The organism is Pseudomonas sp. nanlin1 (assembly GCF_045571515.1).
Taxonomy (GTDB): Bacteria; Pseudomonadota; Gammaproteobacteria; order Pseudomonadales; family Pseudomonadaceae; genus Aquipseudomonas.
Genome location: NZ_CP124218.1, coordinates 2,346,862 through 2,373,855, shown reverse-complemented (window position 1 = coordinate 2,373,855; position 26,994 = coordinate 2,346,862). Strand labels below are relative to the sequence as shown.

At 60.7% G+C, this 26,994-nt stretch carries 28 protein-coding genes; 19 read left to right on the top strand and 9 right to left on the bottom strand.

The features are described from left to right. The first annotated feature begins 11 nt into the window (after nucleotides 1–11). From QCL65_RS11140 to QCL65_RS11115, 6 genes are read left to right on the top strand one after another with little or no spacing between them, the layout of a single operon-like run. Nucleotides 12–2,930 carry a monovalent cation/H+ antiporter subunit A gene (locus tag QCL65_RS11140; RefSeq protein ID WP_407316277.1) on the top strand — a complete coding sequence of 973 codons (2,919 nt, stop codon included), beginning with the start codon at nucleotides 12–14 and terminating at the stop codon, nucleotides 2,928–2,930. A gap of 1 nt (nucleotide 2,931) precedes the next feature. Continuing rightward, complete coding sequence (locus QCL65_RS11135) at nucleotides 2,932–3,276, top strand: Na+/H+ antiporter subunit C (protein ID WP_057007546.1); 345 nt, start codon at nucleotides 2,932–2,934, stop codon at nucleotides 3,274–3,276. Beyond that, nucleotides 3,273–4,943, top strand: a complete 1,671-nt coding sequence (locus QCL65_RS11130; protein WP_407316276.1) for a monovalent cation/H+ antiporter subunit D — start codon at nucleotides 3,273–3,275, stop codon at nucleotides 4,941–4,943. Before QCL65_RS11135 ends, QCL65_RS11130 begins: the two co-directional genes overlap by 4 nt. Next, nucleotides 4,940–5,428, top strand: a complete 489-nt coding sequence (locus tag QCL65_RS11125; protein ID WP_407316275.1) for a Na+/H+ antiporter subunit E — start codon at nucleotides 4,940–4,942, stop codon at nucleotides 5,426–5,428. Before QCL65_RS11130 ends, QCL65_RS11125 begins: the two co-directional genes overlap by 4 nt. Next, complete coding sequence (locus tag QCL65_RS11120; RefSeq protein WP_407316274.1) at nucleotides 5,425–5,703, top strand: K+/H+ antiporter subunit F; 279 nt, start codon at nucleotides 5,425–5,427, stop codon at nucleotides 5,701–5,703. Before QCL65_RS11125 ends, QCL65_RS11120 begins: the two co-directional genes overlap by 4 nt. Next, nucleotides 5,700–6,062, top strand: coding sequence for a Na+/H+ antiporter subunit G (locus QCL65_RS11115; RefSeq protein WP_407316273.1), 363 nt, complete (start codon nucleotides 5,700–5,702; stop codon nucleotides 6,060–6,062). Before QCL65_RS11120 ends, QCL65_RS11115 begins: the two co-directional genes overlap by 4 nt. Here QCL65_RS11115 and QCL65_RS11110 read toward each other — a convergent pair. After that, nucleotides 6,059–7,072: an ABC transporter substrate-binding protein gene (locus QCL65_RS11110; protein ID WP_407316272.1), complete on the bottom strand. Its 1,014-nt coding sequence runs from the start codon at nucleotides 7,070–7,072 to the stop codon at nucleotides 6,059–6,061. The genes QCL65_RS11115 and QCL65_RS11110 overlap by 4 nt on opposite strands. A gap of 71 nt (nucleotides 7,073–7,143) precedes the next feature. Continuing rightward, the gene (locus QCL65_RS11105; RefSeq protein ID WP_407316271.1) at nucleotides 7,144–7,611 is read right to left on the bottom strand and encodes a hypothetical protein; all 468 of its coding nucleotides are present in this window, start codon (nucleotides 7,609–7,611) and stop codon (nucleotides 7,144–7,146) included. Between the two features lie 336 nt (nucleotides 7,612–7,947). Between QCL65_RS11105 and QCL65_RS11100 the strand changes: the two genes are divergently transcribed. Beyond that, nucleotides 7,948–8,193: a hypothetical protein gene (locus QCL65_RS11100; RefSeq protein WP_407316270.1), complete on the top strand. Its 246-nt coding sequence runs from the start codon at nucleotides 7,948–7,950 to the stop codon at nucleotides 8,191–8,193. 130 nt (nucleotides 8,194–8,323) lie between these two features. Beyond that, nucleotides 8,324–8,563: a DUF2789 domain-containing protein gene (locus QCL65_RS11095; RefSeq protein ID WP_407316269.1), complete on the top strand. Its 240-nt coding sequence runs from the start codon at nucleotides 8,324–8,326 to the stop codon at nucleotides 8,561–8,563. 39 nt (nucleotides 8,564–8,602) lie between these two features. Here QCL65_RS11095 and QCL65_RS11090 read toward each other — a convergent pair whose 3' ends face one another. The 3 genes from QCL65_RS11090 to QCL65_RS11080 form a co-directional block, all read right to left on the bottom strand. Next, a complete protein-coding gene (locus QCL65_RS11090) occupies nucleotides 8,603–9,007 on the bottom strand; it encodes a TraR/DksA family transcriptional regulator (protein ID WP_407316268.1) in 405 nt (134 codons plus the stop codon). Nucleotides 9,008–9,222: 215 nt separating this feature from the next. After that, nucleotides 9,223–10,515 (bottom strand): NTP/NDP exchange transporter, encoded by a 1,293-nt coding sequence (locus QCL65_RS11085; RefSeq protein WP_407316795.1) that lies wholly within the window; start codon nucleotides 10,513–10,515, stop codon nucleotides 9,223–9,225. Between the two features lie 13 nt (nucleotides 10,516–10,528). Continuing rightward, nucleotides 10,529–11,449, bottom strand: coding sequence for an aldo/keto reductase (locus tag QCL65_RS11080; RefSeq protein WP_407316267.1), 921 nt, complete (start codon nucleotides 11,447–11,449; stop codon nucleotides 10,529–10,531). A gap of 182 nt (nucleotides 11,450–11,631) precedes the next feature. Between QCL65_RS11080 and pncA the strand changes: the two genes are divergently transcribed. Next, nucleotides 11,632–12,270, top strand: a complete 639-nt coding sequence (pncA, locus tag QCL65_RS11075; protein ID WP_407316266.1) for a bifunctional nicotinamidase/pyrazinamidase — start codon at nucleotides 11,632–11,634, stop codon at nucleotides 12,268–12,270. Between the two features lie 31 nt (nucleotides 12,271–12,301). On the opposite strand, the gene QCL65_RS11070 is transcribed toward pncA, so the two are convergent. Next, a complete protein-coding gene (locus QCL65_RS11070; protein WP_407316265.1) occupies nucleotides 12,302–13,393 on the bottom strand; it encodes an NADH:flavin oxidoreductase/NADH oxidase in 1,092 nt (363 codons plus the stop codon). 88 nt (nucleotides 13,394–13,481) lie between these two features. Here QCL65_RS11070 and QCL65_RS11065 point away from each other — a divergent pair, with 88 nt between their 5' ends. From QCL65_RS11065 to QCL65_RS11050, 4 genes are all read left to right on the top strand, one after another. Continuing rightward, entirely contained in the window at nucleotides 13,482–13,790 is a 309-nt protein-coding gene (locus QCL65_RS11065; RefSeq protein ID WP_407316264.1) for an ArsR/SmtB family transcription factor, read from the top strand. Between the two features lie 24 nt (nucleotides 13,791–13,814). Then, nucleotides 13,815–14,681, top strand: coding sequence for a pirin family protein (locus QCL65_RS11060; RefSeq protein WP_407316263.1), 867 nt, complete (start codon nucleotides 13,815–13,817; stop codon nucleotides 14,679–14,681). A gap of 57 nt (nucleotides 14,682–14,738) precedes the next feature. Continuing rightward, nucleotides 14,739–15,461 carry an alpha/beta hydrolase gene (locus QCL65_RS11055; RefSeq protein WP_407316262.1) on the top strand — a complete coding sequence of 241 codons (723 nt, stop codon included), beginning with the start codon at nucleotides 14,739–14,741 and terminating at the stop codon, nucleotides 15,459–15,461. A gap of 89 nt (nucleotides 15,462–15,550) precedes the next feature. Further along, complete coding sequence (locus tag QCL65_RS11050) at nucleotides 15,551–16,909, top strand: cation:proton antiporter (RefSeq protein WP_407316261.1); 1,359 nt, start codon at nucleotides 15,551–15,553, stop codon at nucleotides 16,907–16,909. Here QCL65_RS11050 and QCL65_RS11045 read toward each other — a convergent pair. Then, the gene (locus tag QCL65_RS11045; RefSeq protein WP_407316260.1) at nucleotides 16,864–17,526 is read right to left on the bottom strand and encodes an HAD family hydrolase; all 663 of its coding nucleotides are present in this window, start codon (nucleotides 17,524–17,526) and stop codon (nucleotides 16,864–16,866) included. The two genes, QCL65_RS11050 and QCL65_RS11045, sit on opposite strands and share 46 nt — an antisense overlap. Before the next feature lie 216 nt (nucleotides 17,527–17,742). Between QCL65_RS11045 and QCL65_RS11040 the strand changes: the two genes are divergently transcribed. The 4 genes from QCL65_RS11040 (at nucleotide 17,743) to QCL65_RS11025 (ending at nucleotide 22,177) form a co-directional block, all read left to right on the top strand. Then, nucleotides 17,743–19,185, top strand: coding sequence for an ATPase domain-containing protein (locus QCL65_RS11040; protein ID WP_407316259.1), 1,443 nt, complete (start codon nucleotides 17,743–17,745; stop codon nucleotides 19,183–19,185). Nucleotides 19,186–19,206: 21 nt separating this feature from the next. Next, on the top strand, nucleotides 19,207–19,578 hold the full coding sequence (locus QCL65_RS11035) for a response regulator (protein ID WP_407316258.1): 372 nt from the start codon (nucleotides 19,207–19,209) through the stop codon (nucleotides 19,576–19,578). Nucleotides 19,579–19,659: 81 nt separating this feature from the next. Beyond that, nucleotides 19,660–20,907 carry an MFS transporter gene (locus QCL65_RS11030; protein WP_407316257.1) on the top strand — a complete coding sequence of 416 codons (1,248 nt, stop codon included), beginning with the start codon at nucleotides 19,660–19,662 and terminating at the stop codon, nucleotides 20,905–20,907. Nucleotides 20,908–20,914: 7 nt separating this feature from the next. Beyond that, nucleotides 20,915–22,177, top strand: a complete 1,263-nt coding sequence (locus QCL65_RS11025) for an arsenic transporter (RefSeq protein WP_407316256.1) — start codon at nucleotides 20,915–20,917, stop codon at nucleotides 22,175–22,177. Here the strand turns inward: QCL65_RS11025 and QCL65_RS11020 are convergent. Then, nucleotides 22,164–23,132 (bottom strand): LysR family transcriptional regulator, encoded by a 969-nt coding sequence (locus tag QCL65_RS11020; protein ID WP_407316255.1) that lies wholly within the window; start codon nucleotides 23,130–23,132, stop codon nucleotides 22,164–22,166. The genes QCL65_RS11025 and QCL65_RS11020 overlap by 14 nt on opposite strands. Before the next feature lie 116 nt (nucleotides 23,133–23,248). On the opposite strand from QCL65_RS11020, the gene QCL65_RS11015 reads away from it, so the two are divergent. Both QCL65_RS11015 and QCL65_RS11010 read left to right on the top strand, forming a co-directional pair. After that, nucleotides 23,249–23,863 carry an NAD(P)-dependent oxidoreductase gene (locus tag QCL65_RS11015; protein ID WP_407316254.1) on the top strand — a complete coding sequence of 205 codons (615 nt, stop codon included), beginning with the start codon at nucleotides 23,249–23,251 and terminating at the stop codon, nucleotides 23,861–23,863. A 358-nt stretch (nucleotides 23,864–24,221) separates the two neighbouring features. Continuing rightward, nucleotides 24,222–26,066, top strand: a complete 1,845-nt coding sequence (locus QCL65_RS11010) for a putative bifunctional diguanylate cyclase/phosphodiesterase (protein ID WP_407316253.1) — start codon at nucleotides 24,222–24,224, stop codon at nucleotides 26,064–26,066. Nucleotides 26,067–26,080: 14 nt separating this feature from the next. Here QCL65_RS11010 and QCL65_RS11005 read toward each other — a convergent pair whose 3' ends face one another. Continuing rightward, entirely contained in the window at nucleotides 26,081–26,881 is an 801-nt protein-coding gene (locus tag QCL65_RS11005; protein WP_407316252.1) for a substrate-binding domain-containing protein, read from the bottom strand. Between the last annotated feature and the right edge of the window lie 113 nt (nucleotides 26,882–26,994).

Here is a 26,994-nt window from a genome sequence, read left to right as displayed (position 1 = left end):
ATCAGAAATCTATGTCCTTGATAGTTCTACTGCTTCTGCCATTTCTAGGCAGTTGTCTGGCAGCCCTGTTGCCCCACAACGCACGTAACAGCGAATCGCTGCTAGCCGGTTTGGTTGCCCTGGCTGGCACAATCCAGGTGGCGATGCTCTTCCCGCAGGTCGCCGATGGTGGCGTTATTCGTGAAGAATACACCTGGCTACCCAGCCTGGGCCTGAACTTCGTCCTACGCATGGATGGCTTCGCCTGGCTGTTTTCCATGCTGGTATTGGGCATCGGTACCTTGGTGGCCCTGTATGCGCGCTACTACATGTCGCCGCAAGATCCAGTTCCACGCTTCTTCGCGTTTTTCCTGGCGTTCATGGGCGCGATGCTCGGCTTGGTTATTTCGGGCAATCTATTGCAACTGGTATTTTTCTGGGAGCTCACCAGCCTCTTCTCATTCCTCCTGATCGGTTATTGGCACCATCGCGCCGACGCCCGCCGAGGCGCCTACATGGCATTGATGGTCACCGGCGCGGGCGGCCTGTGTTTGCTCGTTGGCGTGTTGTTGTTAGGCCACGTAGTGGGCAGTTACGACCTGGACAGAGTCTTGCAGGCCGGCGACCTAATCCGTGGGCATTCGCTGTACCCAGTACTGCTGACGCTGATCCTGATCGGAGCCCTCAGCAAAAGTGCGCAGTTCCCGTTTCACTTCTGGCTTCCCCACGCCATGGCGGCGCCTACGCCTGTATCGGCGTATCTGCACTCGGCGACCATGGTCAAGGCCGGGGTATTTCTGCTGGCCAGGCTTTGGCCTTCGTTGTCAGGCAGCGAGCAGTGGTTCTGGATCGTCAGCGGCGCTGGCGCCTGCACTTTGATGTTAGGCGCCTACGCGGCGATGTTTCAAAACGACCTCAAGGGCCTCCTGGCTTATTCAACCATCAGCCACCTGGGCCTGATCACCCTCCTGCTTGGCTTGAACAGCCCGCTGGCAGCAGTGGCTGCGGTGTTCCATATCCTCAACCATGCCACCTTCAAGGCTTCTCTGTTCATGGCCGCGGGTATTATCGACCATGAAAGTGGTACCCGTGACATCCGGCGCCTGAGCGGGCTGTTTCGCCTGATCCCATTCACCGCGACGTTAGCCATGGTCGCCAGCGCCGCCATGGCGGGCGTGCCATTGATGAACGGTTTCATCTCCAAAGAGATGTTCTTCGCCGAGACTGTGTTCATATCGTCAACGCAATGGGTAGAGATCGCCCTGCCGGTGATTGCGACGGTAGCTGGCACGTTCAGCGTGGCGTACTCCCTGCGTTTCACGGTCGACGTCTTCTTCGGCCCGAAAGCGACCGACCTGCCCCACGTCCCCCACGAACCCCCACGCTGGATGCGCGCGCCAGTCGAACTACTGGTGCTGGTATGCCTGGTGGTTGGGATATTTCCGGCGCAGTCGGTAGCGCCCCTACTAGCCGCGGCTGCCCGGCCGGTGGTGGGCGGGCCATTGCCTGAGTACAGCCTGGCGATCTGGCACGGGCTAAACGCACCGATGATCATGAGCTTGATAGCCATGTCTGCCGGCGTTCTGCTGTACCTAGGCTTGCGCAATCGTTTCAAACGCGGCTTGCTGCTGACACCGCCGCTGGTGGGTCGGCTCAACGGCAAGCGCCTGTTCGAACGCTCCCAGGTCAGCATGATGCGCATGGCCAGGCGCCTTGAAAACGCCGCCACCACGCGCCGACTCCAAGCCCAACTGTTCATGCTGGTGCTGGTTGCCTTGCTCGCAGGCCTTACGCCCCTGCTATTTAGTGGCCTCAGCTGGGGTGACCGGCCCAAGATCCCAGGCTCTGGCGTGTTCGTGATCCTTTGGCTGATCGCCATCGCCTGCGCCCTCGGTGCGGCCTGGCAAGCCAAATATCATCGCCTGGCTGCGTTGACCATGGTCAGCGTTTGCGGGCTGATGACCTGCATCACCTTCGTCTGGTTCTCGGCGCCCGACCTGGCGCTGACCCAGCTTGTGGTTGAGGTGGTCACCACCATACTGATCTTGCTTGGCTTGCGTTGGCTGCCGCGGCGCATAGAGGACGCTTCGTTGCGTTCCGGCAGCCAGCAACGGGCCAGGGTCCGGCGCATCCGCGACTTGATCCTGGCCGTCGGTGTAGGCGGCGGAATGGCCGTGCTTTCTTACGCCATGCTGACCCGCCCGACGCCTAACGCCATTTCATCGTTCTACCTGAGCCGAGCGCTGCCGGAGGGTGGCGGTACCAACGTGGTCAATGTGATGCTGGTGGACTTCCGCGGTTTCGACACCTTTGGCGAAATAACCGTACTGGCCGCCGTGGCCCTGACCGTGTTCGCTCTGCTGCGGCGCTTCCGGCCCCCACGTGAGAGCATCCAACTGCCTGCCCAACAGCGGTTGCTGGCCGCCGACGTGGATACCGACCTGGTGAACCCTCGTAGCGCCAACGATACCGCCTTGGGCTTTATGATGGTTCCGGGTGTGTTAGTACGGCTACTGCTGCCCATTGCCCTGCTGATCTCCATGTACCTGTTCGTGCGCGGGCACAATCAGCCTGGCGGCGGGTTCGTCGCAGGCCTGGTGATGTCGGTCGCGTTCATCCTGCAATACATGATCGCGGGCACCCAGTGGGTTGAAGCGAAGATGAGCCTGCGCCCACTGCGCTGGATCGGCAACGGCCTGCTGTGTGCCGTCGCCACCGGGCTGGGGTCGATTTGGCTGGGCTACCCGTTCATGACCACGCACACCGCCCATTGGGTCATACCATTACTTGGCGACTTGCATATTGCCAGCGCCCTATTCTTCGACATCGGGGTATACACCGTAGTGGTCGGCTCGACTCTATTGATCCTAACGGCCCTGGCCCACCAATCGGTGCGTAGCCATCGCCCTTCGAGCCTGCCGCGATCCGTCGCCCCCAAAGGAGCTGCCTGATATGGAAGAAGTCATCGCAATCGCCATCGGTGTGCTCGCCGCGTCGGGGGTATGGCTGATCCTGCGGCCGCGGACGTTTCAGGTGGTCATGGGTCTGTGCCTTCTCTCCTATGGAGTGAACCTGTTTATCTTCAGCATGGGCAGCCTGTTCATCGGCAAAGAGCCCATCATCAAAGACGGCGTCCCCCAAGACCTGCTCAACTACACCGACCCCCTGCCCCAGGCCCTGGTGCTGACGGCCATCGTTATCAGTTTCGCCATGACAGCGCTGTTTCTCGTGGTGCTGCTCGCATCCCGCGGGTTAACCGGCACGGACCATGTCGACGGCCGGGAGCCGCGCGAATGACTTGGATGCCTCACTTGATCATGGCGCCGATCCTCCTACCGCTGCTCACCGCCGCCGTGATGCTCCTGCTTGGGGAAAAGCGCCGGCCGCTGAAGGCGCGCATCAACCTCTGCTCCAGTGTGCTGGGGCTGGCGATATCGGTCTACCTGATGCTATGGGTGCAACAGGGCAATGAGGCCAGTTCCATCGGGGTCTACCTTCCAGGCAACTGGGAGGTGCCATTCGGTATTGTCTTAGTGGTCGATCGTTTGTCTGCATTGATGCTGGTGCTCACGGGCATCATCGGAGTCAGTGCATTACTATTCGCAACCGCACGCTGGGACCGCGCAGGGGCCAGCTTCCATGCACTGTTTCAGATCCAACTGATGGGCCTGTACGGGGCTTTCCTCACAGCCGACCTGTTCAACCTGTTCGTGTTCTTCGAGGTACTGCTGGCGGCATCCTATGGCATGATGCTGCACGGCTCGGGCCGAGCGCGGGTTTCGTCGGGCCTGCATTACATTGCGATCAACTTACTGGCCTCATCGCTGTTTCTGATCGGCGCGGCCATGCTGTACGGCGTGACTGGCACCCTCAACATGGCTGACCTGGCCCTGAAGATTCCCCTGGTGCCAGAAGCCGATCGCGGCTTACTGCACGCGGGGGCGGCTATTCTGGCCACGGCATTTCTGGCCAAAGCAGGCATGTGGCCGCTGAACTTCTGGCTGGTCCCGGCCTACTCCGCCGCCAGCGCGCCGGTGGCGGCACTGTTCGCGATCATGACCAAAGTGGGTATTTATACGCTGCTACGGCTGTGGACCCTGTTGTTCTCCAGTCATGCTGGGCCCTCGGCACATTTTGGCGGCAGTTGGCTGATCTACGGAGGCTTGGCCACCATCGCTGTCGCCGCCGTCGCAATCATCGCCGCCCAGCGTCTGGAGCGCATGGCCAGCCTGAGCATTCTGGTCTCGGCCGGGACATTGCTGGCCGCAGTCGGCTTCGGCCAACCCGCGCTAATAGGCGCGGCACTCTTTTATATGGTCAGTTCGACTCTGGCCTTGAGTGCCCTGTTTCTGCTGGCTGAACTGATCGAGCGCTCACGCTCTGCCAACGAGGTGCCGTTGGAAGACGACCTGGACCCAATGCCCGCCGCGCTCGAGTCACTGAACCCACCCAAGGGCATCAACCTGGATGATGAGCAAAAAGCTGTGGTCGGCCAGGTAATTCCCTGGACCATGGCGTTTCTAGGGCTCAGCTTTATTGCCTGCGCGCTGCTGATAATCGGCATGCCTCCGCTGTCAGGCTTCATCGGCAAGCTCGGCCTGATCGGCGCGCTACTTAACCCAATGGGCTTAGGGAGCCCGGCAACGCCCACCCTCGGGCTGGCCGGATGGGGCCTGATCTCCTTGCTGGTGCTGTCGGGGCTGGCTTCGCTCATCGCACTGGCGCGCGTGGGCATTCAGCGTTTCTGGACACCTCGCGAACGCCCATCGCCATTGTTACGGCGGCATGAGTGCATCCCTGTAGTGATTCTGCTGGGGCTTTGCATGGTCATTACCTTTAAAGCCGAGCCCCTGTTGCGCTATACGGCCGATACCGCGCGCCTGCTCGACGACCCAACGCAATATGTCATGGCGGTCATGGCGACCCAACCCACGCCCGCCCCCGCACAGGCGGCGCAACTATGAAAAAACTGTTCCCGGCCCCCTGGTTATCCCTAGCCCTATGGTTGCTCTGGCTACTACTGAACCTTTCTCTTAGTCTGGGCAATGTCCTGCTGGGTGCCCTGCTGGGCTTTCTTGCTCCACTGTTGATGGCGCCCTTGCGACCGCAACCGGTGCGCATTCGGCGCCCGCTCTCGATTCTGCGCTTGACCCTGCAAGTAGGCATGGAAGTCGTCAAGTCCAATGTGGAGGTGGCCTGGCTCGTGTTGAACATGGATCGCCGGCCTCCCCGCTCAGCGTTCGTCAAGATCCCACTGACGCTGGACAACGCCAATGGTCTGGCGGCACTTGCCGTCATCAGCAGCGTCATCCCGGGAACCGTTTGGTCCGAACTGGCCCTGGACCGGCGCGTGCTGCTGATGCATGTATTCGACCTGGACGATGAGCAGGCTTTCATCGAACACTTCAAGCAGACCTACGAGCGCCCCCTGATGGAGATTTTCGAATGAGCGGCCTGCTGTCCAATGCCATTTTGCTCAGCCTGTTCCTTTTCGCGGCGGCCATGCTGATCACCCTGGTCAGGCTATTCAAAGGCCCGTCCGCACAAGACCGCGTACTGGCCTTGGACTATCTCTACATCCTGGCGATGCTCATGATGCTAACCCTGGGCATCCGCTACGTCAGTGATACCTACTTCGAGGCCGCGCTGCTGATCGCCCTGTTCGGTTTCGTCGGCTCTTTCGCCCTGGCAAAGTTTCTTCTGCGCGGTGAGGTAATCGAATGATTGACTGGAATAATCTGCCGCCTTGGTATGAAACCGCGACAGCCCTATTACTGGTGCTTAGTAGCCTGTTCGCCTTGGTTGGCGCGCTTGGCCTGCTGCGCCTGCAGGATTTCTTTCAGCGCATGCACCCACCGGCGTTAGCTTCCACCCTGGGCGCTTGGTGCGTGGCGTTGGCGTCGATCGTGTATTTTTCCGGGATCAAGCAAAGCGTGGTGTTGCACGCCTGGCTGATCCCCATCCTGCTGGCTATAACAGTGCCAGTCACCACCTTACTACTAGCGCGCACTGCTTTATTTCGCAAGCGTATGGCTCGCGAGGAAGTACCCTCGCAAGTCAGTACCCGAGACACGAGCGACTAGTTGAGGTGTGCGCTCACCTTGTCAGCGACATCCCCAGGTATCCAGGCACGCCACACATCGGGGTTAGTCTTGAGAAAGTTTTCAGCTGCCTGGCGAGGGGCAGTGTGCTTTTCGCTCATTTTCGCCAGCGCATCGTTGAGCGGTTCGATGGGAAAACTGACTTGAGCGAAGAACTTCGCTAATTGCGGGTACTGCTGCTGAAATTCGCTGGAGACGCCGATCGATAGCTTGGAAGGTGGCGAGCGGGTCGGCTTGGGGGCGGGATTATTAGCGTCGGTTAGGGTCTTCCAGGCTTCGGCGTCAAAGGCTGGCTCTTCCAGCTGGACCAACTGATAGCGGCCAAGTAACGGCGTTGGTGACCAATAGTAGAACAGCACAGGTTGGCCACGCCTGATCGACGAGGCGATTTCGGCATCCAATGCCGCTCCCGAACCGCTGCGGAAGTTGCTGTAGCTGTCAGCCAGCCCATAGGCCTTGATTTTCTGCGCGTTGACCACCTCGGAAGTCCAACCTATGGGGCTGTTGAGAAAACGGCCTTTGCCGGGTGATTCTGGGTCTTTGAACACGTCTTTGTAACGGGGCAGGTCGCTGACGCTACGCAAGTCAGGGGCCATGGGCGCGATGCCTTTGGCCGGGTCCCCTTTGACGACGTACTCCGGCACCCACCAGCCCTCGGTTGCACCTTTGACGATATCGCCCAAACCGACCACTTTGCCTTCAGCCTCGGCTTTGATCCAGACCGGACTGCGCCCGGCCCACTCCTCAGCGATCACTTGAATATCGTTACGCGCCAGCGCCGTTTCCAGGGTGATGGTCGTACCCGGTTGCGTCTCAGTGGGCAGTTGATAACCCCGCTCCACGATAACCCGCAGCACTTCGGTGATCAGGCTGCCGCTTTCCCAGTTCAAGTCGGCGAACTTGATGGGCTTGGCTGATTCAGCGTAGACGGGGGCCGAAGTCAGGGCCAACCCTGTAGCCAATACGCCGAGTAGTGCACGTAGTCCTTTCATAGCGGTACCTCGCAGCAGATGACAGTAATCAGTCAACTCACTGTAGCCAAGGTTCCACGGCACACGAGCGCTTATTCACTGGCCTTGAACGTGAGCTCGCCTTTGCGCCACTTAGCGGCTTTGCCCGTGGCGGCTTTGAGAATCTTGGCCAACCCCACTTGCAGTTGCTCATGGGCGGCGAACACTAACATGACCCGGCCGCTCTCCTTGAACAAGATGCCCTCGCCCTCGGCAGTGCTGACAAACGCATATTCGCCCAGGCCATACAGGGTCAACTTGATGTCGCGAAACCTGATCTCGAACTTGCCACCTTCGCGGCTGGGCAGTACCGCCGCTCGAAAGTGGTCACCCACCTTCAGTTCAAGGCCAGGTTTGTCATCGACCACCAAAGCACTTTCGGTGTCGATTTCAGCCATGTAAATGCCTTCGGCCGTCTGCTCGGTGATATAGACAAAACGGGATTGGAACTGTTTGACCAACTTTGCGCGTAAATCGCCCAGTACAAACAGTGCGTGCATCTCAAGATTACTTACTGCCAATTAAAAAACCCTCGACCGCGATAAAAACAGCACCTGCCCCCGTGCACCTATGGCAGCGAGCAAGACTAACCGACATACAACGAACTCGATCTTCACCAAAGCCAACCCGAAACGAAGGAAAAAGCTGCTTAACTCGCCATCCATTGTCCAGGAAAGGTCCAGGAAAACATTTTCCGAAAATTTACCGGCGGGGAAAGGCAACTTCCTACAGCGCGAAACCGATAAATATGTGATTTCTGCAACCAGGTTCTGACCGCTTCAACGGGCAGCCTGCTGCGCAGCTCCACGCCTAGTAAATGAACAGGCGATTAGAAATCTCAGATCAGAGGAAAGTGTATGCCCGAACAATTCAAGAATGATTCCAAAGGCCAGCATGGACCGATCTCGCAATCCGCGCCTATGCCGAACACATTTTATTACGCAAAAATGACCGCGTTGCAAGTGGCTTCACTCAGGCACGCAGTCATTCCTGCCGGAAGGTCTTTCTTTCATATTACCGAAAAGGCTACGGGTAGGGTCAAGGGCTTTCGCGGTTGCCTGCATCAGGCTTGGGCCCTGGCCCACGCTTTGCAGCGGCGGTAACGGCCAGCGAGGTAATGGCCATTAATCGATAGCTGCCCTGGGGCGAGCTAAACAGCACCGACGCAAGACCAACCGAACTCTTGCCCATGCTACGGCTCACATGCTTCACACACCCAGCAAGGAGTCACCTATGGAACTGCAAGAGCACACTATCAATACGTTATTCGCTCAACTGGGCCTTGACTCGGACGAAGCCAGCATCGACGCGTTCATCGAGGCGCACCCGCTGCCCGAGGGCGTGAAATTGAGTGACGCCGACTTCTGGAGTGAACAGCAAGCGCGTTTTCTCAAGGAAGAGCTAGTACAGGATGCGGAATGGGCGACAGTGGTGGACGAACTGAATGTCCGCATGCACCAGTCGCCGGCCTGACCTCGATCGGGGCGCGAGCCCCGACGGGTAACGCCCTGCTTAGGCCTGGCGTTGATGCTTGTCGATCTGTTCGTGGCGCTCTTGGGCCTCGATGCAGTATTTGGTCGTCGGGCTGATCAGCAGCCGCTTCAAGCCAATGGCTTCGCCACTGTCGTCGCACCAGCCGAAGCTCTCGTCAGAAATCCGCCCCAACGCCATCTCAAGCTGAGGCAGCAAGCGTTGGTCACGTTCGATCGAGTTGACCAACCAATGCCGCTCTTCTTCCACAGAAGCAGCATCGGCGGGGTCTGCCGGGGTATCCAGGCTTTCGATGGCTACACGGCTCTGCTCGATACGCTCGTGGGTTTCGAGCTTCGTGGCCTGCAATAGGCTTACGAAAAACGCCAACTGCTGCTCGTTCATGTAATCATCAGCCGGCATCGCCAGCAGCTCTTCCTTTGTCATTGATATCTCTACAAAAAAACATGCATTAAGACAAATCGGCGATAGTACCCGAATAAGTCAGGCGCCCCGAAACGTTCAGAGCACCAGCGGGTACTCAAGATTTACGAAGGGGCGGCAGTCTAAGGCGGGATTTCCCTTACAGCAACTGAATTGACCGTAGATTCGCGCATTTAAGGGCGCTGGTTGGGCTTCACCCTTTCAGCGCTGGGCAGAATTTACTCGCGGGGCCCGGCTTCGCGGTCATCTCGCCTGCCCAAGTACCAACCCAGGCCGCCCCAGAGGGCAGCACAGCCAGCGCCGACCAGAGCCACCAATAGTGTGCCTTGGCCCAGCAGATCGAGAAAACTCTTGGCCCACCCGCTCAATGCATCGCCGCCCCGATAGACGACGGTATCGATAAAGTTCTTGGCCTTGTATTTGGTTTGCGCATCCAGAGGCGCAAAGATCATTTCCCGCCCTGGCCGCAGGAAAGCATATTCACCCACCCGCCGCACGATCATGACCGCCGCCAGCATGCCGAACGTCGGCATCAATGCAAGGCCGAGAAACCCCACACAGACCAATAACGGCACGCTGGCCAGTAGCATTCTCACCCCCAGCGCCTGGGCCACTCGGCCGCTGATGAACAGCTGGGTAAACAAAGCACCTGCTTGCACAATGACATCGATCAGGCCAAAGACCCGCACCTGCGCCTCGCGTTCGGGAAACAACTGCGCCACCAAGCGCGCCTGCTCGAAATAAAGAAATGTGCTGACCGTCGCCAGCAATAGTACGAAACCACAGACAGCTATCAGGTAAGGCGAGGCCAGCACCTGGGTGATACCGCTAAAGGGATTGCCGGGTACCGGCTGTGAGGGGGGCTGGGTGACTGGCGCTGCGGGCCGCCCCGCTCCGCCTAAGGCACGCCAGCGCATCAGGAAGCGCTTACAAAACAGTGCTGCCAGCAGCAGCAACGCGGCGATTAGCGTCAGCCCACTGGCATCAAGGTAGGCGACCAGCAGCGCACTGGCGGCCGGGCCCAGCAAGCCACCGACGCTAGCGCCAGCGGCAATGAAAGCGAACATCCGTTTAGCCTGCTGGCCATCGAATACATCGGCGAGCAGGCTCCAGGCAACCGAGACCACGAACAGGTTGTACACCGAGATCCATACGTAGAACACTCGCGCCAGCCAGGTGCTATCGCCCAGCAGCGCAAATGCCAGGGCGAACAACAGCAGATTACCGGCAAACAGGGCGAACACCCAGTCGACGAAATGAGCCCTGGGCACCCTAGAGTTAAGCCAGGCGAACAGCGGCACCGCTATCAACATGACGACGAAGGTGGCGGAAAACAGCCACTGCAGGTTATTCACCCCGCCCTGGATGCCCATAGACTCGCGTATCGGCCGCAGCATGAAATAGCCACTGAACAGACAAAACATCAGGGCGAATCCGCTGATCGCCGGCCGCACCTCCCCGGGCCGCGCGTTGATTGCCCTACCCAGCCGCCCCGCGAGCGTATTCACCATCGCCGCCACGACTTCATGCGAACGCCTCGACGATACGTTGGCGTTGACCGGCATCGGGCAGGCGCCCATGGCCAGCCGCCAGGTTATCGAGCATGTAGCGTGGCTTTGAGGTAGCCGGAATGACGACGGTCACTGCCGGATCAGCCACCACGAATTTGAGCATCAATTGCGCCCAGGAGGTGGCATCCAGCTCGGCCGACGCCCACTCCGGCACAGGCTTGCCCTTGACTCGGTCGAATAGCTCCCCCGCCTGATAAGTGCGGTTAATCAAAGTGGCGATGCCGTGGTCCCGGCAATAAGGCAACAGGGCTTTTTCCGCGCCTCGCGCGCCGACTGAATAGTTGAACTGAACGAAGTCGACCGGCTCGCGCTTAAGCACCGCCAATAGGTCATCGTGGGCGGACTCAAGGTAATGGGTCACGCCGATGTAGCGGATACGCCCTTGCGCTTTCAACTCGCGCAGGGTCGCCAGCTGAGTTTGCGTGTCCTGCAAATTATGCACCTGGATAAGGTCGATCCGGTCAGTCTGCAGCGCCTTGAAACTGGCTTCGATCTGGCGCAACCCCGCCTCGCGGCCGGTGCTGGACACCTTGGTGGCGAGGAACACTGACTCGCGCGCTTTCGCGCCCGCCACCAGCGCACCGCTGATGGCTTCTGAACGCCGATAACTAGGAGCGGTGTCGATCAATTTGCCTCCCCCGGCAATGAACGCGGCCATGACTTCGCGCAGGGGTTGCAGCTCGGCCGATGCCTGGTCGATGTCGAAGGTTCGCGAGGTACCTAGCCCGATCACTGGCAGCCGCTCACCGGACGCCGGAATGCTCCGGTTAAGCATGCCAGCCTCGGCCAACCCATAGCGCGACCACCAAGGGCTGCTGGCGAAGAAGGCGCCCATCAGGGCGCACTGCTGCATGAAGTGACGTCGGCTCGACATGACGAACTCCTGAAGATTCCTGATAGGGCAACCGGGCCCAGAATGGGTGGATTGGCTCACAAGTATGGCTGCCCAGGCCGGTCTGGCCAGTCAGCGGCTCCGCGAGCCTGCAACCGGATGTTGCAGAAGCGCCCACAGAATGCGACAAATGAAGGCTAGACCGCCGCCTGGGGTACATCTCAATGCCTGACCTAACGCCTGACCGCGAGGGCGCCGCCTTGTTGGTCATCGATGTGCAGAACGACTTCATGCCGGGAGGACGGCTGGCCGTCACCGACGGCGCCGCGGTGGTGCCGCTGATCAACCAACTGGGGCAACGCTTCGAGCAAGTGGTGATTACCCAGGACTGGCACCCCGCCGGGCACGCCTCGTTTGCCAGCAGCCACCCTGGGTGCCAGCCGTTCGAGCGCAAACAATTGCCCTATGGGCTACAAATCTTGTGGCCGGACCATTGCATTCAAGGCAGCCACGGCGCGCAATTGCATGCCGAGCTTAACTTGCCCCATGCCCAGTCGATCCTGCGCAAAGGTTGCAACCGGCACATCGACAGCTACTCGGCGTTTATCGAAGCTGACCGGCAAACCCCAACCGGGCTGACCGGCTACCTGCGCGAGCGCGGCATCAGCGACCTGTACCTCTGCGGTCTGGCCTTGGACTACTGTGTGGCATGGTCGGCATTGGATGCGCGGGCCGCAGGTTTCAATACCTGGGTGATCGTGGATGCCTGCCGCGCTATCGACCTGGACGGCTCGGGCGCGGCGGCGCTGGTGCAGATGGAGGCTGCGGGGGTGCGCCTGATCGACGCCCCCGCGCTGGGCTGACAAGCAACCCAGCGCAGCCCCGGGCCAATCCTCAGCGGTAACGTTCCAGCCAGTGCGCGTACTGGGCTGGCAGTGTCCAGGAGGCTTTGTCCACGTTCAGCTCTTTGGCCGCAGCGTAAGCCCAGTGCGGGTCGGCCAAATGTGCACGACCAATCATCGCCAGGTCCAACTGACCCTGCTCGACTGCGTCGTTAGCCAGTGTCGGCGTACCGAAGCCCCACGCAGACGCCACGGCAATGCCCGCTTCGTCACGCACGCGTTTGGCGATTGGGCCGAGGAACGCCGGGCCCCAAGGGATGTTGGTTTGCGGGATGGTAAAGCCCACGCTGACGCTGAGAAGGTCGAGGCCACCCGCTTTGAAACGACGGGTCAGCTCGATGGACTCCTGTAAGGTCTGCTCGTCACGTCCGTCGTACTCAATCACGCCAAAACGCGCTGTAAGCGGTAGGTGCTCGGGCCAGACTTCCCGCACGGCAGCCAGAGTTTCCAGGAGAAAGCGGCTACGGTTGTCGAAGCTGCCGCCATAGGCATCGGTGCGCTGGTTGGAGTGCTCGGAGAAAAAGCTCTGTGCCAGGTAGCCGTGGGCGAAATGCAGTTCAAGCCATTCAAAACCCGCCGCATGGGCACGTTTGGCAGCGTCGACGAAGTCTTGGCGGACCCGGGCAATGTCGTCCAGGGTCATGGCCTGGGGCACTTTGGGCAGATTGGCGCCAAAGGCAATGGCGGATGGCGCCAGGGTCTGCCAGCTGCGTGGGTCGCTGTCAGCCATGTGGTCATCGCCTTCCCAAGGTCGGTTAGCGCTGGCCTTGCGCCCGGCGTGAGCGATTTGAATACCTGGCACCGAACCTGCGGCTTTGATTGCTTGCACCACGGGAACGAAGGCTTGGGCCAGTTGGTCATTCCATATACCCGTGCAGCCTGGCGTGATACGCCCTTCAGGAGCCACGGCAGTCGCCTCAACGATCACCAGGCCGGCACCGCCGCGGGCCATGGAGGCCAGGTGCACCTGGTGCCAGTCGTTGATCAAGCCATCTTCGGCCGAGTATTGGCACATCGGCGGCACGGCGATGCGGTTGCGTAGGGTGATGTCTTTGAGGGTGTAGGGTTGAAACAGGGCAGCCATGGGAAATCTCCAAGATGGGACGAGACGCTTATTTCGATACTATTCGAACTATGGAGATTATGTAACCCCCCGTGTATGATTCTCACCCATGCGAGCATTCAAACACCCCGCCCCAGCCGATTTCGCCCTCGAGCGCGTGCTTCACGCCCTCAGCGACCCCGTGCGCCTGGACATCGTTCGCTGCCTGGCCAATGTGGCCGAGGCCAGCTGCGGCGAGCTAGACGGCGGCCGGCCAAAGTCCAGCATGTCGCACCACTTTCGGGTATTGCGCGAGGCGGGGCTGGTATGCACCAAAAACGTCGGTACCACCCATATGAACGCCCTACGCCGCGCAGATATGGAAACGCGCTTTCCGGGCCTGCTCGGGGCTATTCTTGCGCAGCCCGCCGACGCCTGAACGCTATTGCAGAGGCGACAGCCAATGACCAGCCGAAACGTTACCCAGCAATACCCCGCATTGCGCGATGACATCGCCGACCTGAGCACTCGCCGCCCGCTCCCGGGCCCTGGGCTCGAACAGCTCGACCCCTTCCTGTTTCTCAACCACCACGGCCCGCAGGTATACCCCCCGGCGAACCAGGGCCTGCCTTTCGGCCCTCACCCCCATCGCGGTTTTGAAACCATCACGTTCATCCTTACCGGAGAACTCGCCCATCTGGACAGTGGGGGCCATGAAAGTGTCATTCGCGCTGGCGGCGTGCAATGGATGACTGCCGGGGCGGGAGTGGTCCACGCCGAGCTGTCGCCCGCCTCTTTCAAGCATGCAGGCGGCCCGTTGGAAATTCTGCAACTGTGGCTCAACTTGCCCGGCAAGCTGAAAATGACCGCGCCGGCCTACACGGGCTTGCAAGCTGACGCCATTCCCGTGCTGCAACTGGACCAAGGGCGCGCCCGGGTACACCTAGTCAGCGGTGAAGTGGCAGGCCAGCGAGGGCCCTTTCAGTCCCTCACCGACACCTGCCTGATGAGCGTGCAACTGAGTGCCGGTGCCGAAATCGAACTGCCCGCGCCTCTAGGCCGCCAAGTGTTCCTCTACGTAGTCGACGGTGATCAGGTCAGCGTGGCCGGCACCGCTCTCAATGCGCAACACTTGGTCGCGCTGGATGACAGCCATGCCGGTGTGCGCCTGACCAGCCAGGGCGACGCCACCCTCCTGTATGGCCACGCTGCCCCCCTGAATGAGCCCGTGGTGTCTTATGGGCCTTTCGTGATGAATACCCAGGAAGAAATACGCCAAGCCGTGGTGGACTACCGGGCGGGGAAATTCGGGGAAGTACCGGGGCACTAAAAAGCCTTGAACCAGGTCGGAGTCATCTCCGTTCTCACGTTTTGCAAGGAACCCCAGATGACTCGATTCCTGGCCGCACTTTGCCTGTTGCTCAGCGCTAGCCTACAGGCGGCTCCCGCGCTGCACGAAGATTTGCCCCTCAGCTATCTGGAACATCGCGGTAGCACCCAGGATAAACCGCCGCTGGTGATCTTTCTGCACGGCTACGGCAGCAATGAACTGGATTTATTTGGCCTGAAGGATCTGCTGCCTCAGCAATACACTTACCTGTCAGTCCGTGCCCCGCTGACTCTAGCCCCCGGGCGGTATCAGTGGTTTCGCGCGCACAATGAAGACACCGATTACAACGGCGACACCGGTGACCTCAAGCGCAGCCAGCAGCGCCTGGCGGGTTTCGTGACCCAAGCCACGGCTAAATACCACACTGAGCCCAACCGGGTGGTGGTGGTGGGCTTCAGCCAGGGCGCGATGATGAGTTACGAGCTGGCGCTGCGAGAACCGGCCCTGGTGCGCGGTATCGCGGCGTTGAGCGGCAAGATCCTCCCCGTGGTGCGTACCCAGGTATCCACTAGCCCCGCCCTGCAAGCCCTGGCGGTTTTCATCGGCCACGGTACAGCTGACCAACGCGTGCAGTACTGGGGTGCGACTCAGGCCGCGAGCTTCCTGGCCCCACTGAAAATCACCCCACAGTTTCACAGTTACCCTGACATGGGGCATTCGATCAGCGAAACCGAAGTGATCGACCTGCGCCTATGGCTACAAAAGCTTCTCGGCGCCTAGGCCAAAGCCGAAGGCACGTCTGGCTACAGGGTGCGGTCAGATGAATAACCGAGCTGAAAGGCTCGGGGGCCTTTACTTGGAGCGCTTGCATGAGTTTTATCGGATGGATGGCCGTGTTCGGCGCCTTGTTGCTAATGCTGGCCCTGACTTCGGCGTACCTGCGCTGGCTGCCAGTCACCACGGCGGTGGTGTGCCTGGGCTTTGGCCTGGCCATCGGCCCGCTGGGGCTGGATCTGTTCCAAATGGATTTCACCCAGGCCGCGCCCTGGCTGGAGCGCCTGACCGAAGTGGCGATTTTATTCTCGCTGTTCAGCACCGGGCTCAAACTGCGTTTATCCCTGTCACGCAAGGCTTGGCACTCGGCCTACCTAATGGCGGGGCCTGTGATGTTGCTGTCGATCCTCGGCACCTGTTTGGCGGCGCACTATTTGCTGAATCTTTCCTGGGGGCTGTCGGCCTTGCTCGGGGCCATTCTGGCGCCGACCGATCCGGTGCTGGCGGGCATGGTGCAGGTCAACGATGCGCAGGACTTCGACCGAGTGCGCTTTGGGCTTTCCGGCGAAGCCGGGCTCAACGATGGCACCGCCTTCCCCTTCGTGATCTTCAGCCTGCTGTGGCTGCATAAGGGTAGCCTGGACAGCCAGTGGGTCGGCCAATGGGCCCTGGAAAACCTGGCCTGGGGGGTGCCCGCCGGGCTGCTGATTGGTTATGCCCTAGGCCGGGCGATTGGCTATCTGATGATCCGCCTGCGCACCCACCATGCCGACAGCACCGAGTCGCCGAACGATTTCCTGGCCCTGGCGCTGATCGCCCTCAGTTATGTGGTGGCGAACTACCTGGGTGGGTTTGGTTTTCTCGCCGTGTTCACAGCGGGCTTGGGCTTGCGCCAGGCCGAAGTGCAAACTTCCAACTCCGACATCCCCGCAGAGAACCTGGCCATGGCCGTGGTGGGGCATCGGGACAAACCGCCGGAGCAAGCCCTGGCCCACAAGGCTGAGGGGCTGCAAGACAGCCAACTGGCGGCCGGGGTAATGATTGGCGATATCCTCACGTTTGGCGGGCTGGTAGAGCGTTCGCTGGAAGTCCTGCTGATTACCGTTTTGGGCGCGGTCTTGTCCAGCTACTGGGACTGGCGCGCCATCGGCCTGGGCCTGGTGCTGTTCTGCGTGGTCCGGCCCCTGGCGGTGTGGCTGCTGATCAGCCGCAAGCTCCTCAATGGCCATCAGCGCAGCTTGCTGGGATGGTTCGGCATTCGCGGGATCGGTTCGATCTACTACCTGTGCTACACCTTGTCCCACGACCTGCCTGAATCCGTCGAGCGCACCTGCATCAGCCTCACGCTGTCGGTGGTGGCCATGAGCATCCTGCTGCATGGCCTCAGCACTCAGCCACTCTTGCAGCACTATGAACGACGCAGCCGCGCCACCAAGGCTTGCAAGGCTTCGTAGTCTTGCACCCGATGAAAATCCGGCCGACCGGCGAATTCGCTGAAATCCGTCTCGCCGTAGCCCGCTACCTGGGCTCCGGCGGCAAACCCGGCCAGCACCCCTTGCACGCTGTCGTCTACCAGCAAGCACCGGCGCGGGTCCAGGCCTAGCAACTGCGCCGCGGCCAAGATCAAACCCGGCTCAGGTTTCCACGAGTTCACTTCGTAGGCACTGGCAATATTGGCGCCAAACAGCTCAAGCAGGCCTGCCGAGCGCAAGGTTGTTTCGATTTTGTCGCGCGGGCCATTGGAGGCCACGCATTTAGGCAGGTCGAGCCCCCTTAAGAACTCGCCCGCGCCGGGCATTTCGTCCATTTGCTGGCGGAACATTGCCAGGCTGTCTGCGCGGAACGCCTGCATAAAAGGCTCGGCATCCAAATGCGGGTGCTCTTGTTTGAGCTCGGCGACGAAGGCGGCGAACTGCACGCCGCGAAAACGTCGCAGCACTTCATCGCGATCAAGGTCGATGTTGCGGTCCGCGAGCATGCGCTGGAGCAACTCGGCAGCCACTCGTTCGCTGTCGACGAGCGTTCCGTCGTTGTCAAAAATCACGCCGTCAATCAGGCCGTCGATGGTCAAAATGCAGGGCTCCCGGGTCAGGTATAAAGAAGGCTGAAAGCAGAGCCTATCATCGTCCCGTCGCGTAGCTGAAACGTTATGCTCCCAGCAAATAGCAAAATGAGTATAGAATTCGCGCTAATTAGGGGGTTAGCCGCCAGACTTACCACGCCTCGACAGCTTGGTGGGCGCCCTATGGGCTAACTCTCGCGTCACTCCATACAGGCAGGTCAGGCATTGGAAGAATTAAAGCGCCTTGAAAGCGGCATCGACGGGCTGGACTTGTTGTTGAAGGGCGGCTTTGTCGCTGGTGCTTCGTACATCATCCAAGGGCGGCCGGGTTCCGGTAAAACCATCCTGGCCAATCAGTTGGGCTTCCACCACGCTGGCAAAGGTGGTCGGGTGCTGGTCGCGACCCTGCTTTCCGAATCCCATGAACGGCTATTTCAGTTTCTGTCGACATTGAGCTTTTTCGACCCCTCGAAAATCGGCGCCGAACTGCAATTCGTCAGTGCCTTCGACACCCTCGAAAACGAGGGGCTGGACGAGGTCGTCAAATTGCTGCGCCGGGAGATCATCCGCCAGAAAGCCACGGTTCTGATCGTAGACGGCCTGCTCAACGCCCGTTCAAAAGCCGATTCGCAAATCGACACCAAGAAATTCATCGCCGAGCTGCAGGGCCATGCTGCGTTCGCCGGTTGTACGGTGCTGTTCCTCACCAGCTCGCGCCTGGACGATGGCAGCCCAGAGCACACCATGGTCGATGGTGTCATTGAACTGGGCGAAGAATTGTTCGGCACCCGCTCCGTACGTCGCATCCAACTGCGCAAAACCCGCGGCAGCGGCGCGCTGTCCGGCCTGCACGAGTGTGAAATCACCGATCAGGGGCTAGTGGTCTATCCGCGTCTGGAAAGCCTATATGGCCATCCATCGCGCGCCCACGACATGGAGTTGACCCAAATCCCAAGCGGTATCGATGCCCTCGACGGCCTGATCGGCGGCGGCCTGGCGCGCTCCTCGGTGACCCTGGCGATGGGCCCGTCCGGCGTGGGCAAAACCAGCCTGGGCTTGAGTTTTCTCGCGGCGTGTACCCCCGAATCGCCTGGGCTGCATTTCGGTTTCTACGAAACCCCCACCCGTACCCGCATCAAAGCCCGAGCCTTGGGTATCGACATTGAAGCCCTGGAAGCCTCTGGGGCGCTGCACCTAGACTGGCAGCCGACCACCGAAGGCTTGCTCGATGCCTTGGGCATCCGCTTGCTGCGGTTGGTCGACGAACAAGGCATCAAGCGCCTGCTGATCGACAGCTTGGGCGGCATGGCCCGTACGGCGATCAACAGCCAACGCCTGACCGAGTTTTTCAGCGCCTTGATGAGCGAGCTGCGAGCCCGTGGCGTGACCGTTTTTGCCACCTGGGAAATTCGCGGCCTGTTCGGCCCCGACATCACCTCCCCGGCCCCCGACCTTTCCAGTATCGTCGATAACATCCTGGTATTGAGATTTGTCGAACATGAGTCTGAACTAAAGCGGCTCCTGTCCATTCTGAAGATTAGGGACAGCTTTTACGATCCGTCGTTATTGGAGCTGGTTATCAACGGTCATGGACTCGACTTGCGTAAGGCATTCAAAAATGCAGAGGCAGTATTATCAGGCAGCGCCTCGACGACTTCGAAGCCGTGACTGTAACGGGGTCGCTTTGACATGGCTACGATACTGATCGTCGACGATGAGTATCTGATCGCGGATATTCTCAGCTTCGCCCTCGAAGACGAGGGCTACATGGTAGTCACCGCCAGCAACGGTATGAAGGCGCTCGAAGTGCTTGACCGCGAGCGGCCTGAGCTGATCATCACTGACTTTATGATGCCCGTCATGGATGGCTTAGAGTTTGCCAAGACCGTGCGCGAGCGTCCCGCATTCAGCGCCTTGCCGATCCTGCTGATGAGCGGTGCGCAGGCTGACATCGGCCACCAACGTCCCGACCTGTTCATCGGCGTATTCGAGAAGCCTTTCGATATCGAGCGCGTCATCGGTCGCGTGAAGCAAATCCTGCCCCTTGGCTCACCTCCTTAAAGCCCGCTAAAGCGCTGGCACGAATGCTTTGTGCCAAGGTCTCATACGCGATATCTCTAGTCGCCTCCTATGAGAACTGCCATGGCCCTCTCCCTCGATCAGCGCAACAGCCGGTCCCTCGATGCATTGAACTTCTTTTTGGCCGACGTACGCGATGGCCTTGGCCCCTACCTGGCGATTTATCTGCTGGCGGTCCATCACTGGGACCCTGCCAGTATTGGTGTGGTCATGACCATCGCCGCCTTGGCTGGCCTGGCCACCCAGGGCTTGGCCGGCGCGCTGATCGACCGCACCCGCAGCAAACGCGCGCTAGTGGCCGTCGCTGCACTGATGGTTACGGCCAGTTGCCTAGTGCTGCCCTTCACCGAATCCTTCACCCTAGTCGCCCTCACCCAGGGCTTAAGCAGCATTGCTGCCTCTGTATTTGCCCCCGCCATCGCCGCCATTTCGCTTGGTATCACCGGCCCCAAAGCCTTCACCCGGCGTACCGGGCGCAATGAAACCTTCAACCACGCCGGCAACGCTGTCGCTGCCATGCTCGCGGGAGGCTTCGCTTACCTGTTCGGTCCGGTCGCGGTGTTCTACCTGATGGCCGTTATGGCGGTGGCCAGCGTGTTCGCTATTGCCGGGGTATCGGCCCGGGCTATCGACCATGACGTGGCCCGCGGCCTCGATAAGACCCGCGACCATAGCGACCAACCTTCGGGCTGGCGGGTACTCCTGAGCAATCGCTCTTTGATGACATTTGCCATCTGCTGCGCGCTGTTTCACCTCGCCAACGCCGCCATGTTGCCCCTGGTCAGCCAAAAGCTCGCGCAGATTGACTTGAGCATGGCCACCCCGTTGACCTCACTGTGCATTGTCGCCGCGCAATTGGTAATGGTGCCGGTGGCCATGCTGGCAGGGGCCAAAGCCGACCAGTGGGGACGCAAACCCTTGCTGTTGCTAGGCTTTGTCATACTGCCGATACGTGGCTTGCTGTACACCTTGTCCGATGACCCGTACTGGCTGGTCGCCGTGCAACTGCTCGACGGCTTCGGCGCAGGGATTTTCGGCGTCATGTTTCCCTTAGTGATCAAAGACCTCACCCATGGCACGGGGCGCTTCAACGTCAGCCTCGGCGTGCTGTCCACCGCCTTTGGCCTGGGCGCGGCGCTGAGCAGCAGCGTTGCCGGGTTCGCGGTCAAGTGGGGCGGCTACAACGCCGCCTTCCTGACCCTGGCGGCGATTGCCACGCTGGCGCTGGCCCTGGTCTGGCTGAAAATGCCAGAAACTTTGGCGCGGGCGACGGCTAACGAGCCGTCCAAACCCACCCCACAGGCGGCGTGAGGCACCCATGCTAGAGAGTCATTCTGCTCTGATTACTTGGGTGATCGCCGCTATCGCCACAGCGGGTGTGATCTTGCGCCCGTGGCGGGTGCCTGAATACGTCTGGGCCCTGAGCGGCGCGGCGCTCTTGGTGGTGCTGGGTCTGCTACCCCTCAGGGCAGCCGGGCATGCGGTGGCCGAAGGCGGCGACGTCTACCTGTTCTTGCTCGGCATGATGGTCCTGGCCGAGCTGGCGCGCCAGGAGGGCCTGTTCGACTGGCTGGCCATGTTCGCCGCACGCCATGCCAAAGGCTCGGCGACGCGCCTGTTTGACCTGGTCTTTCTGGTGGGGATCGTGGTGACGGTGTTTCTGTCCAACGATGCGACCGCGGTCGTTCTGACCCCGGCGGTGTATGCCGCAGCCCGAGCAGCCAAGGCACCGCCCCTGCCCTATCTGTTCGTTTGCGCATTTATCGCTAATGCCGCCAGCTTCGTCTTGCCCATTTCCAACCCGGCCAACCTAGTGATATTCGGCGCGCAGATGCCACCGCTGGCGACCTGGCTCTGGCACTTCAGCCTGCCCTCGGCAGCAGCCATTGCCGTCACCTATGTGGCCCTGCGCTTGACCCAACGCGAACAGCTGCGCCAACCACTGCAGACCACCTTCGAGCCTCAGGTACTAGGCACAGGCGGGCGCCTGGCGGCAGTGGGCATTGTTCTGACGGCGGTAACCTTGCTGGTGGCATCGGCGCTGGGCCTGGAACTGGGCCTACCGACGTTTTGCGCGGGGGTGGCCTCGGCGGCGCTGATCCACCTGCGCCTGCGGCGCAATCCCAAACACGTGCTCAAGCATCTGTCCTGGGGGGTGCTGCCCTTGGTTGCCGGGTTATTCGTACTAGTCGAGGGCGTTGCCCATACGGGCGTCATTGGCCAATTGGGCCAAGCGTTGCAAGCCCTGGCCAGCCATTCACCACAACAGGCCAGTTGGGCCGCAGGCCTTGGCATAGGTTTGGCCAGCAACCTGATGAACAATTTACCCGCCGGGCTTATCGCAGCCTCCCTGGGGCAAACCGCCACACTGCCCCTGCAGACCACCAGCGCGCTGCTGATTGGTGTCGACCTGGGGCCCAATCTATCGATCACCGGTTCCCTGGCAACCTTGCTGTGGCTGGTGGCGGTACGACGCGAGGGCTTGCACGTGAGCGCCCTGGAATTCCTGCGCTTGGGCGTGCTGGTGATGCCACCCGCGCTATTGGCGGCACTGGCGGCGCTGGCACTCACGGCGGCTTAGTTTGAGGTGCCGCAGGGGCGGCTGGCGCTGCCGTTGCCCCGGCGGGAATCTCCAACCAACGATCCCAATCCGGCTCCCGCGGGAACCGTTCGGCGAGAAAATCCAGCAACCGCCGCAGGGCGTTGGGCATGTGCTTGCGCGAGGCATACACCGCGAACAGATCAAGGTCGCGCAACCTGGCGTGGGGTAGCAGGCGCACCAGCTCGCCACTTGCCACCGCCGGCCCCACCAGATAGCTCGGCAACATGGCGACCCCAGCCCCACGCAGCGTGGCTCGCTGCAGGGTCATGACTTCGTTGGCGGTCAAATTGCCCTGAACCGCGACTTCTACCACCTGCCCATCGATCTCGAACGGCCAGACATGGCGGCCGAAGTAGGAATGGGTCAAGCAATTGTGCTCGCTCAACTGGGCAATTTCGCTGGGCTGCCCATGGCGCTGCAGGTACGCGGGTGCGGCACAGATGACCGAGCGACATACCGATAAACGCCGGGCGATCAATTGAGGCTCGACGTCGCCAGTGGTGCGTATTGCCAGGTCGATCCGCTCATCCACCAAGTTGACGGTGCGATCGAGCAACTGCAGGTCGATCCGCACCCCGGGATAAAGGGCTACAAAATCAGCCAGCGCGTCGGCCAGGTGGGTCTGGCCGAACGAGGTACTGGCACTGATGCGCAGTTCGCCCTGGGGCTGCGCTTCGGGCAGGCTGACCGCCGCGTGCAGGTCAAGGGCCAGCTCCAGCATCTGCCGGCAGCGCGGGAGGGTTTCCAGGCCCGCCGCGGTCAGGCTCAGTTTACGTGTAGTGCGGTGCATCAGGCGCGCGCCGACCCAGTCTTCCAATTCCGCCAAGTAGCGGGAAACCACCGGCCGAGAGAGGTCCAGATGATCGGCCGCCGCCGACTGACTACCTAGCTCGACCACGCTGACGAACACCCGCATTGCAGTGAGACGGTCCATGATTTGCCCGGTTTTAGAAATAAACTATGGGCAAATATCGCATTTTTACCTATGGGATACGCAACTAAGCTCGTGCCAGGCCCCCACTTTATTCATCTACCTGAAAGGAGCTCCCTATGAGCAAGATCGCAATCATCGGTGCCACCGGTCGTGCTGGCAGCCAACTGTTGGAAGAAGCCCTGCGCCGCGGCCACACTGTGAGCGCCTTGGCCCGTAACGTCTCGAGCCTCGCGGCGCGCAGTGATGTCAACGCCGTGGCAGTCGACGTACTCGACAGCCACGCTTTGCAGCAGGCGCTGTCGGGCCACGACGTCGTCCTCAGCGCCGCGCACTTCAGCACCGTGCCGGCGGCGGCGCTGGTCGAGCCGGCCAAGCAAGCCGGGGTCAAACGCCTGCTGGTCGTCGGCGGCGCCGGCAGCCTGCTGCTACCGTCCAACGAGCGGGTAATCGACAGCCCTGGCTTTCCACCGGAGTACAAGGCCGAAGCCAGCGCAGGCAGCCTGTTTCTCGATGAGCTGCGCAACGAGCAGGCCCTGGATTGGACCTTCCTGTCGCCCTCAGCCGAATTCGTTGAAGGGCCGCGTACCGGGCAGTTCAAGCTGGGCCAGGAGCACCTGTTGGTGGACGCCGAAGGCCGGAGCTGGATCAGCTTCGCCGACTTCGCCATTGCCATGCTGGACGAGGTCGAGCGCCCTCAGCATTCGCGCCAACGTTTCACCGTGGGTTACTAGGTTCTGTACGTAAAGTCGCCGAGCGGCGATCAGGCAAGGCAAAAACAGGCGAGGAACGGTTGGAGTCGCATTCGACTTGACTGGTTGTCAATGAGCATTCCGATCGGACTCGCGCCCGAGCCTGTTTTTAACGCAGCATGGTCGACGCGCAGGCACTTTACGTACAGAACCTAAAGAAATAGCCGCGGCGGGCGATAGCCACACAGGCTTTCGCTCGTCGCGTGTCGCAATCGCGCCCCTTAGCTACGCCCGTCGCCTGATGAAAAATATCAGTCGGCATCGGGAAACTTTTCCGGTAAAACAGCAATCACAGGAGTGATGTCATTTAGCAATCACTTATACCGCCGAAGAGAATCCCATGTCCGACCCTATCCACGCTGAACAAGAGCGGCTGGCAGCAGTCCACGCCCTGCAGTGGTTGGAAACCGCCAAAAGTGAAGACTTCGACCGCATCTGCCGCCTGGCAGCAGCGTACTTCAAAGTGCCCACCGTGCTGGTTTCGCTAGTGGAAAAGGACCGACAGTGGTTCGCCGGCCGGGTCGGTTTCGATGCGCCCGAGACCCCCATCGATCAATCGTTCTGTGCCCATACCATTCGCCAAGACGACGTCATGGTGGTGCCCAACGCCTGCCAGGACCCACGCTTCGTTGCCAACGCCCTGGTGACCCGTGAAGGCGGCATTCGCTTTTATGCCGGGGCGCAGCTCAAGACGCGCCAGGGCTTGGTGCTGGGTAGCCTGTGCATCATCAACCGGCTGCCGGACCAACTCGAGGAAACCGAGCGGCGTGCGCTGAAAGACTTCGCCGAGATGGTCATGGCGCAGATCGAGCAGCGGCAGATGCTCAATCACCGCGACCCCATCACGGGGCTGCCCAACCTGCGCCAGTTTCTGGTCGACCACGCCTACCGCAATCCAGCCGAAGACGGCCGATTGCTGGTGATGATCGACGCCCTCGACCGCCACTGGGGCCAGGGCATGACCCTGACCCACGGCATCCGCCCCCTGCATGCGGTGATCAAGCGCCTGGCAGAGCGCCTGAGTCGGCGCCTGGAAGACACCACGCCGCTGTACCACATCAGCGAACGGCAGTTCTGCTTCATGTTGCCCGCGCAGATCCCTCACCGCGAAGCCATGGTGCACTCGGTGGTATTGATGTTGTGCGAAAGCGAATTACTCGAAGGGGTCACTACGCAACCGGCAGCGCGTGCGGGCGTGGCGCAGTTCGACAGCCCTGACGAGAGCATCACCGACTTATTGCGCAAGGCGATGTATGCGGTGGAAACCGCCACCCAGGGCCGCACCTATTGGGCGACCTACGATGCGGTGAAAGACAGTGCCTATCGTCGCGCCTTCACTTTCATTAATGACTTGCCACGCGCCCTGACCAACGGCGAGATTTATCTGGAGTTCCAACCCCGTTTCAGCCTCGGCGACGGCCGGCAGGTTAGTGCCGAAGCGCTGCTGCGCTGGAAACACCCGGTACTGGGGCAGATCTCCCCAGCCGAATTTATCCCAGTGATCGAGCGTGATGCTCAAATCAGCCGCGTGACGCGCTGGGTTCTGGATAACGCCATGCAGACCATGACCCGCTGGAGCAACCTGGACTGCAAGCTGTCGATCAACCTCTCGCCCCTGGATTTCCAAGGCTTGGGCATCGCTGATGCGATCCAGCAGGCCTGCGTGGAACATCATGTGGATGCACAACGCCTGGAATTCGAAATCACCGAAGGTGAGTGGATTCGCAGCAACCCCAATGTGCTGGAGCAGTTGGCGAAGATTCGTGGGTTGGGCGCCGATGTGGCCATCGATGACTTCGGCACCGGCTACAGCAATTTCGCTTACCTGCACGAAATTCCGGCCAATGTGATCAAGCTCGATCAGTCGATTGTCACTAACCTGGAACACAGCAAACGCAACCGCGTAATTGCCCGCTCAATTTTTCAATTGGCCCACGATCTCGGGTACCGCACGGTGGCCGAAGGCATCGAAACCTTCAAATGCATGGAATTGGTCCGCGAGTTCGGCTGCCATGAGGCACAAGGCTATTTCTTTAGCCGGCCCATCTCGGCAGAGCGCTTTGCCGCCCTTTGCGATGCCAACCGCTTTCCGCTGCAAGCCCTCTCCTGCGTGGTGCCCGTTAGCGAGCCCCCGCATGGGCGCGGCCTACTCAACGCCCCTCAACCCGCCCCGCTGTTTGTCTGAACCGGCACCTGGCGTCAGCCGTGCGGGTGCTTGACGGGTTTCAGGCCGCTCTGCTCGATGGCTTTTTGGGCTGGCGCCGTGAGCAGGTAGTCCAGCAGGGCCTGGGCTTGCTGGGGATAGCCGCTGCGGCTGACCACGGCGGCGGAGTATAGAGTCATCTGCTGCGCCTGGTCGGGGATCAGGCCGACGATATCGATGCCCGCCACTGGCTTCAGCTCACTAAGTTGCTGGAAGCCCAGTTGCGCTTCGCCCCGTGCAATGACTTCCCCCACGGGCCCTTCGGGCACGGTCAGGCTCTTGTCCTTGAGTTGCGCCTGCAGCTTCATGCGCGGGAACAACAGGTGCGACAGGTAAATCCCGCTGGAGCTGTCTGAATACGCGAGGGACTGGGCGTCCAGCAAAGTCTGGCGGAAGGCCTCCATGCTGCCGATGTCCGGATGCGGTGCCCCTTGGCGCACTGCCATGGCGATAAACGACTTGCCCAGGTCCACCCGGCTATTTTTCTCCACTTGCCCCTGATAGACCAATTTGTCCAACGTGGCGCCGGCCAGGAGTACCACGTCCGCGGGCTCTTGGCGGGCCAGGCGGGCGGGGATCGCTTCGGCAGCCTGGCCTCTAGGCGGGGCTGCTTCCAGCACCAACTTCACGCCGGTGGCTTTTTCGTACTCCGGCGCTATGGCTTGCATGGCGCCCATGATCCCACCCGCGCTCAAAACGGTCAGGTGCACAACCGGCGGTGGGGCTTTGGCGGCGTTGGCGACACTGGCGATGAAAAGGCCACAGGCCAAGGCAAGACGGGGAAAAAAATAACTCATAAAAGGAAAGTCCTAGGTATAGACACCTGACTGAATCAGGCGGTGAAGGCGATATAAATGCCGTAAAGATCGACCAGTTTAACGTGTATGGCCCATCCCGCAGGCGCCGATCG

Bases quoted from the DNA above. Each gene is read 5' to 3' on its own strand.
- QCL65_RS11085 (WP_407316795.1), bottom strand. From the start codon at position 10,515: ATGGTGAATACGCTCGCGGGGCGGCTGGGTAGGGCAATCAACGCGCGG.
- QCL65_RS11015 (WP_407316254.1), top strand. From the start codon at position 23,249: ATGAGCAAGATCGCAATCATCGGTGCCACCGGTCGTGCTGGCAGCCAA.
- QCL65_RS11055 (WP_407316262.1), top strand. From the start codon at position 14,739: ATGACTCGATTCCTGGCCGCACTTTGCCTGTTGCTCAGCGCTAGCCTA.
- QCL65_RS11115 (WP_407316273.1), top strand. From the start codon at position 5,700: ATGATTGACTGGAATAATCTGCCGCCTTGGTATGAAACCGCGACAGCC.
- QCL65_RS11005 (WP_407316252.1), bottom strand. From the start codon at position 26,881: ATGAGTTATTTTTTTCCCCGTCTTGCCTTGGCCTGTGGCCTTTTCATC.
- QCL65_RS11030 (WP_407316257.1), top strand. From the start codon at position 19,660: ATGGCCCTCTCCCTCGATCAGCGCAACAGCCGGTCCCTCGATGCATTG.
- QCL65_RS11050 (WP_407316261.1), top strand. From the start codon at position 15,551: ATGAGTTTTATCGGATGGATGGCCGTGTTCGGCGCCTTGTTGCTAATG.
- QCL65_RS11010 (WP_407316253.1), top strand. From the start codon at position 24,222: ATGTCCGACCCTATCCACGCTGAACAAGAGCGGCTGGCAGCAGTCCAC.
- QCL65_RS11140 (WP_407316277.1), top strand. From the start codon at position 12: ATGTCCTTGATAGTTCTACTGCTTCTGCCATTTCTAGGCAGTTGTCTG.
- QCL65_RS11120 (WP_407316274.1), top strand. From the start codon at position 5,425: ATGAGCGGCCTGCTGTCCAATGCCATTTTGCTCAGCCTGTTCCTTTTC.
- QCL65_RS11095 (WP_407316269.1), top strand. From the start codon at position 8,324: ATGGAACTGCAAGAGCACACTATCAATACGTTATTCGCTCAACTGGGC.
- QCL65_RS11125 (WP_407316275.1), top strand. From the start codon at position 4,940: ATGAAAAAACTGTTCCCGGCCCCCTGGTTATCCCTAGCCCTATGGTTG.
- QCL65_RS11110 (WP_407316272.1), bottom strand. From the start codon at position 7,072: ATGAAAGGACTACGTGCACTACTCGGCGTATTGGCTACAGGGTTGGCC.
- QCL65_RS11130 (WP_407316276.1), top strand. From the start codon at position 3,273: ATGACTTGGATGCCTCACTTGATCATGGCGCCGATCCTCCTACCGCTG.
- QCL65_RS11090 (WP_407316268.1), bottom strand. From the start codon at position 9,007: ATGACAAAGGAAGAGCTGCTGGCGATGCCGGCTGATGATTACATGAAC.
- pncA (WP_407316266.1), top strand. From the start codon at position 11,632: ATGCCTGACCTAACGCCTGACCGCGAGGGCGCCGCCTTGTTGGTCATC.
- QCL65_RS11035 (WP_407316258.1), top strand. From the start codon at position 19,207: ATGGCTACGATACTGATCGTCGACGATGAGTATCTGATCGCGGATATT.
- QCL65_RS11135 (WP_057007546.1), top strand. From the start codon at position 2,932: ATGGAAGAAGTCATCGCAATCGCCATCGGTGTGCTCGCCGCGTCGGGG.
- QCL65_RS11065 (WP_407316264.1), top strand. From the start codon at position 13,482: ATGCGAGCATTCAAACACCCCGCCCCAGCCGATTTCGCCCTCGAGCGC.
- QCL65_RS11100 (WP_407316270.1), top strand. From the start codon at position 7,948: ATGCCCGAACAATTCAAGAATGATTCCAAAGGCCAGCATGGACCGATC.
- QCL65_RS11070 (WP_407316265.1), bottom strand. From the start codon at position 13,393: ATGGCTGCCCTGTTTCAACCCTACACCCTCAAAGACATCACCCTACGC.
- QCL65_RS11080 (WP_407316267.1), bottom strand. From the start codon at position 11,449: ATGTCGAGCCGACGTCACTTCATGCAGCAGTGCGCCCTGATGGGCGCC.
- QCL65_RS11060 (WP_407316263.1), top strand. From the start codon at position 13,815: ATGACCAGCCGAAACGTTACCCAGCAATACCCCGCATTGCGCGATGAC.
- QCL65_RS11025 (WP_407316256.1), top strand. From the start codon at position 20,915: ATGCTAGAGAGTCATTCTGCTCTGATTACTTGGGTGATCGCCGCTATC.
- QCL65_RS11020 (WP_407316255.1), bottom strand. From the start codon at position 23,132: ATGGACCGTCTCACTGCAATGCGGGTGTTCGTCAGCGTGGTCGAGCTA.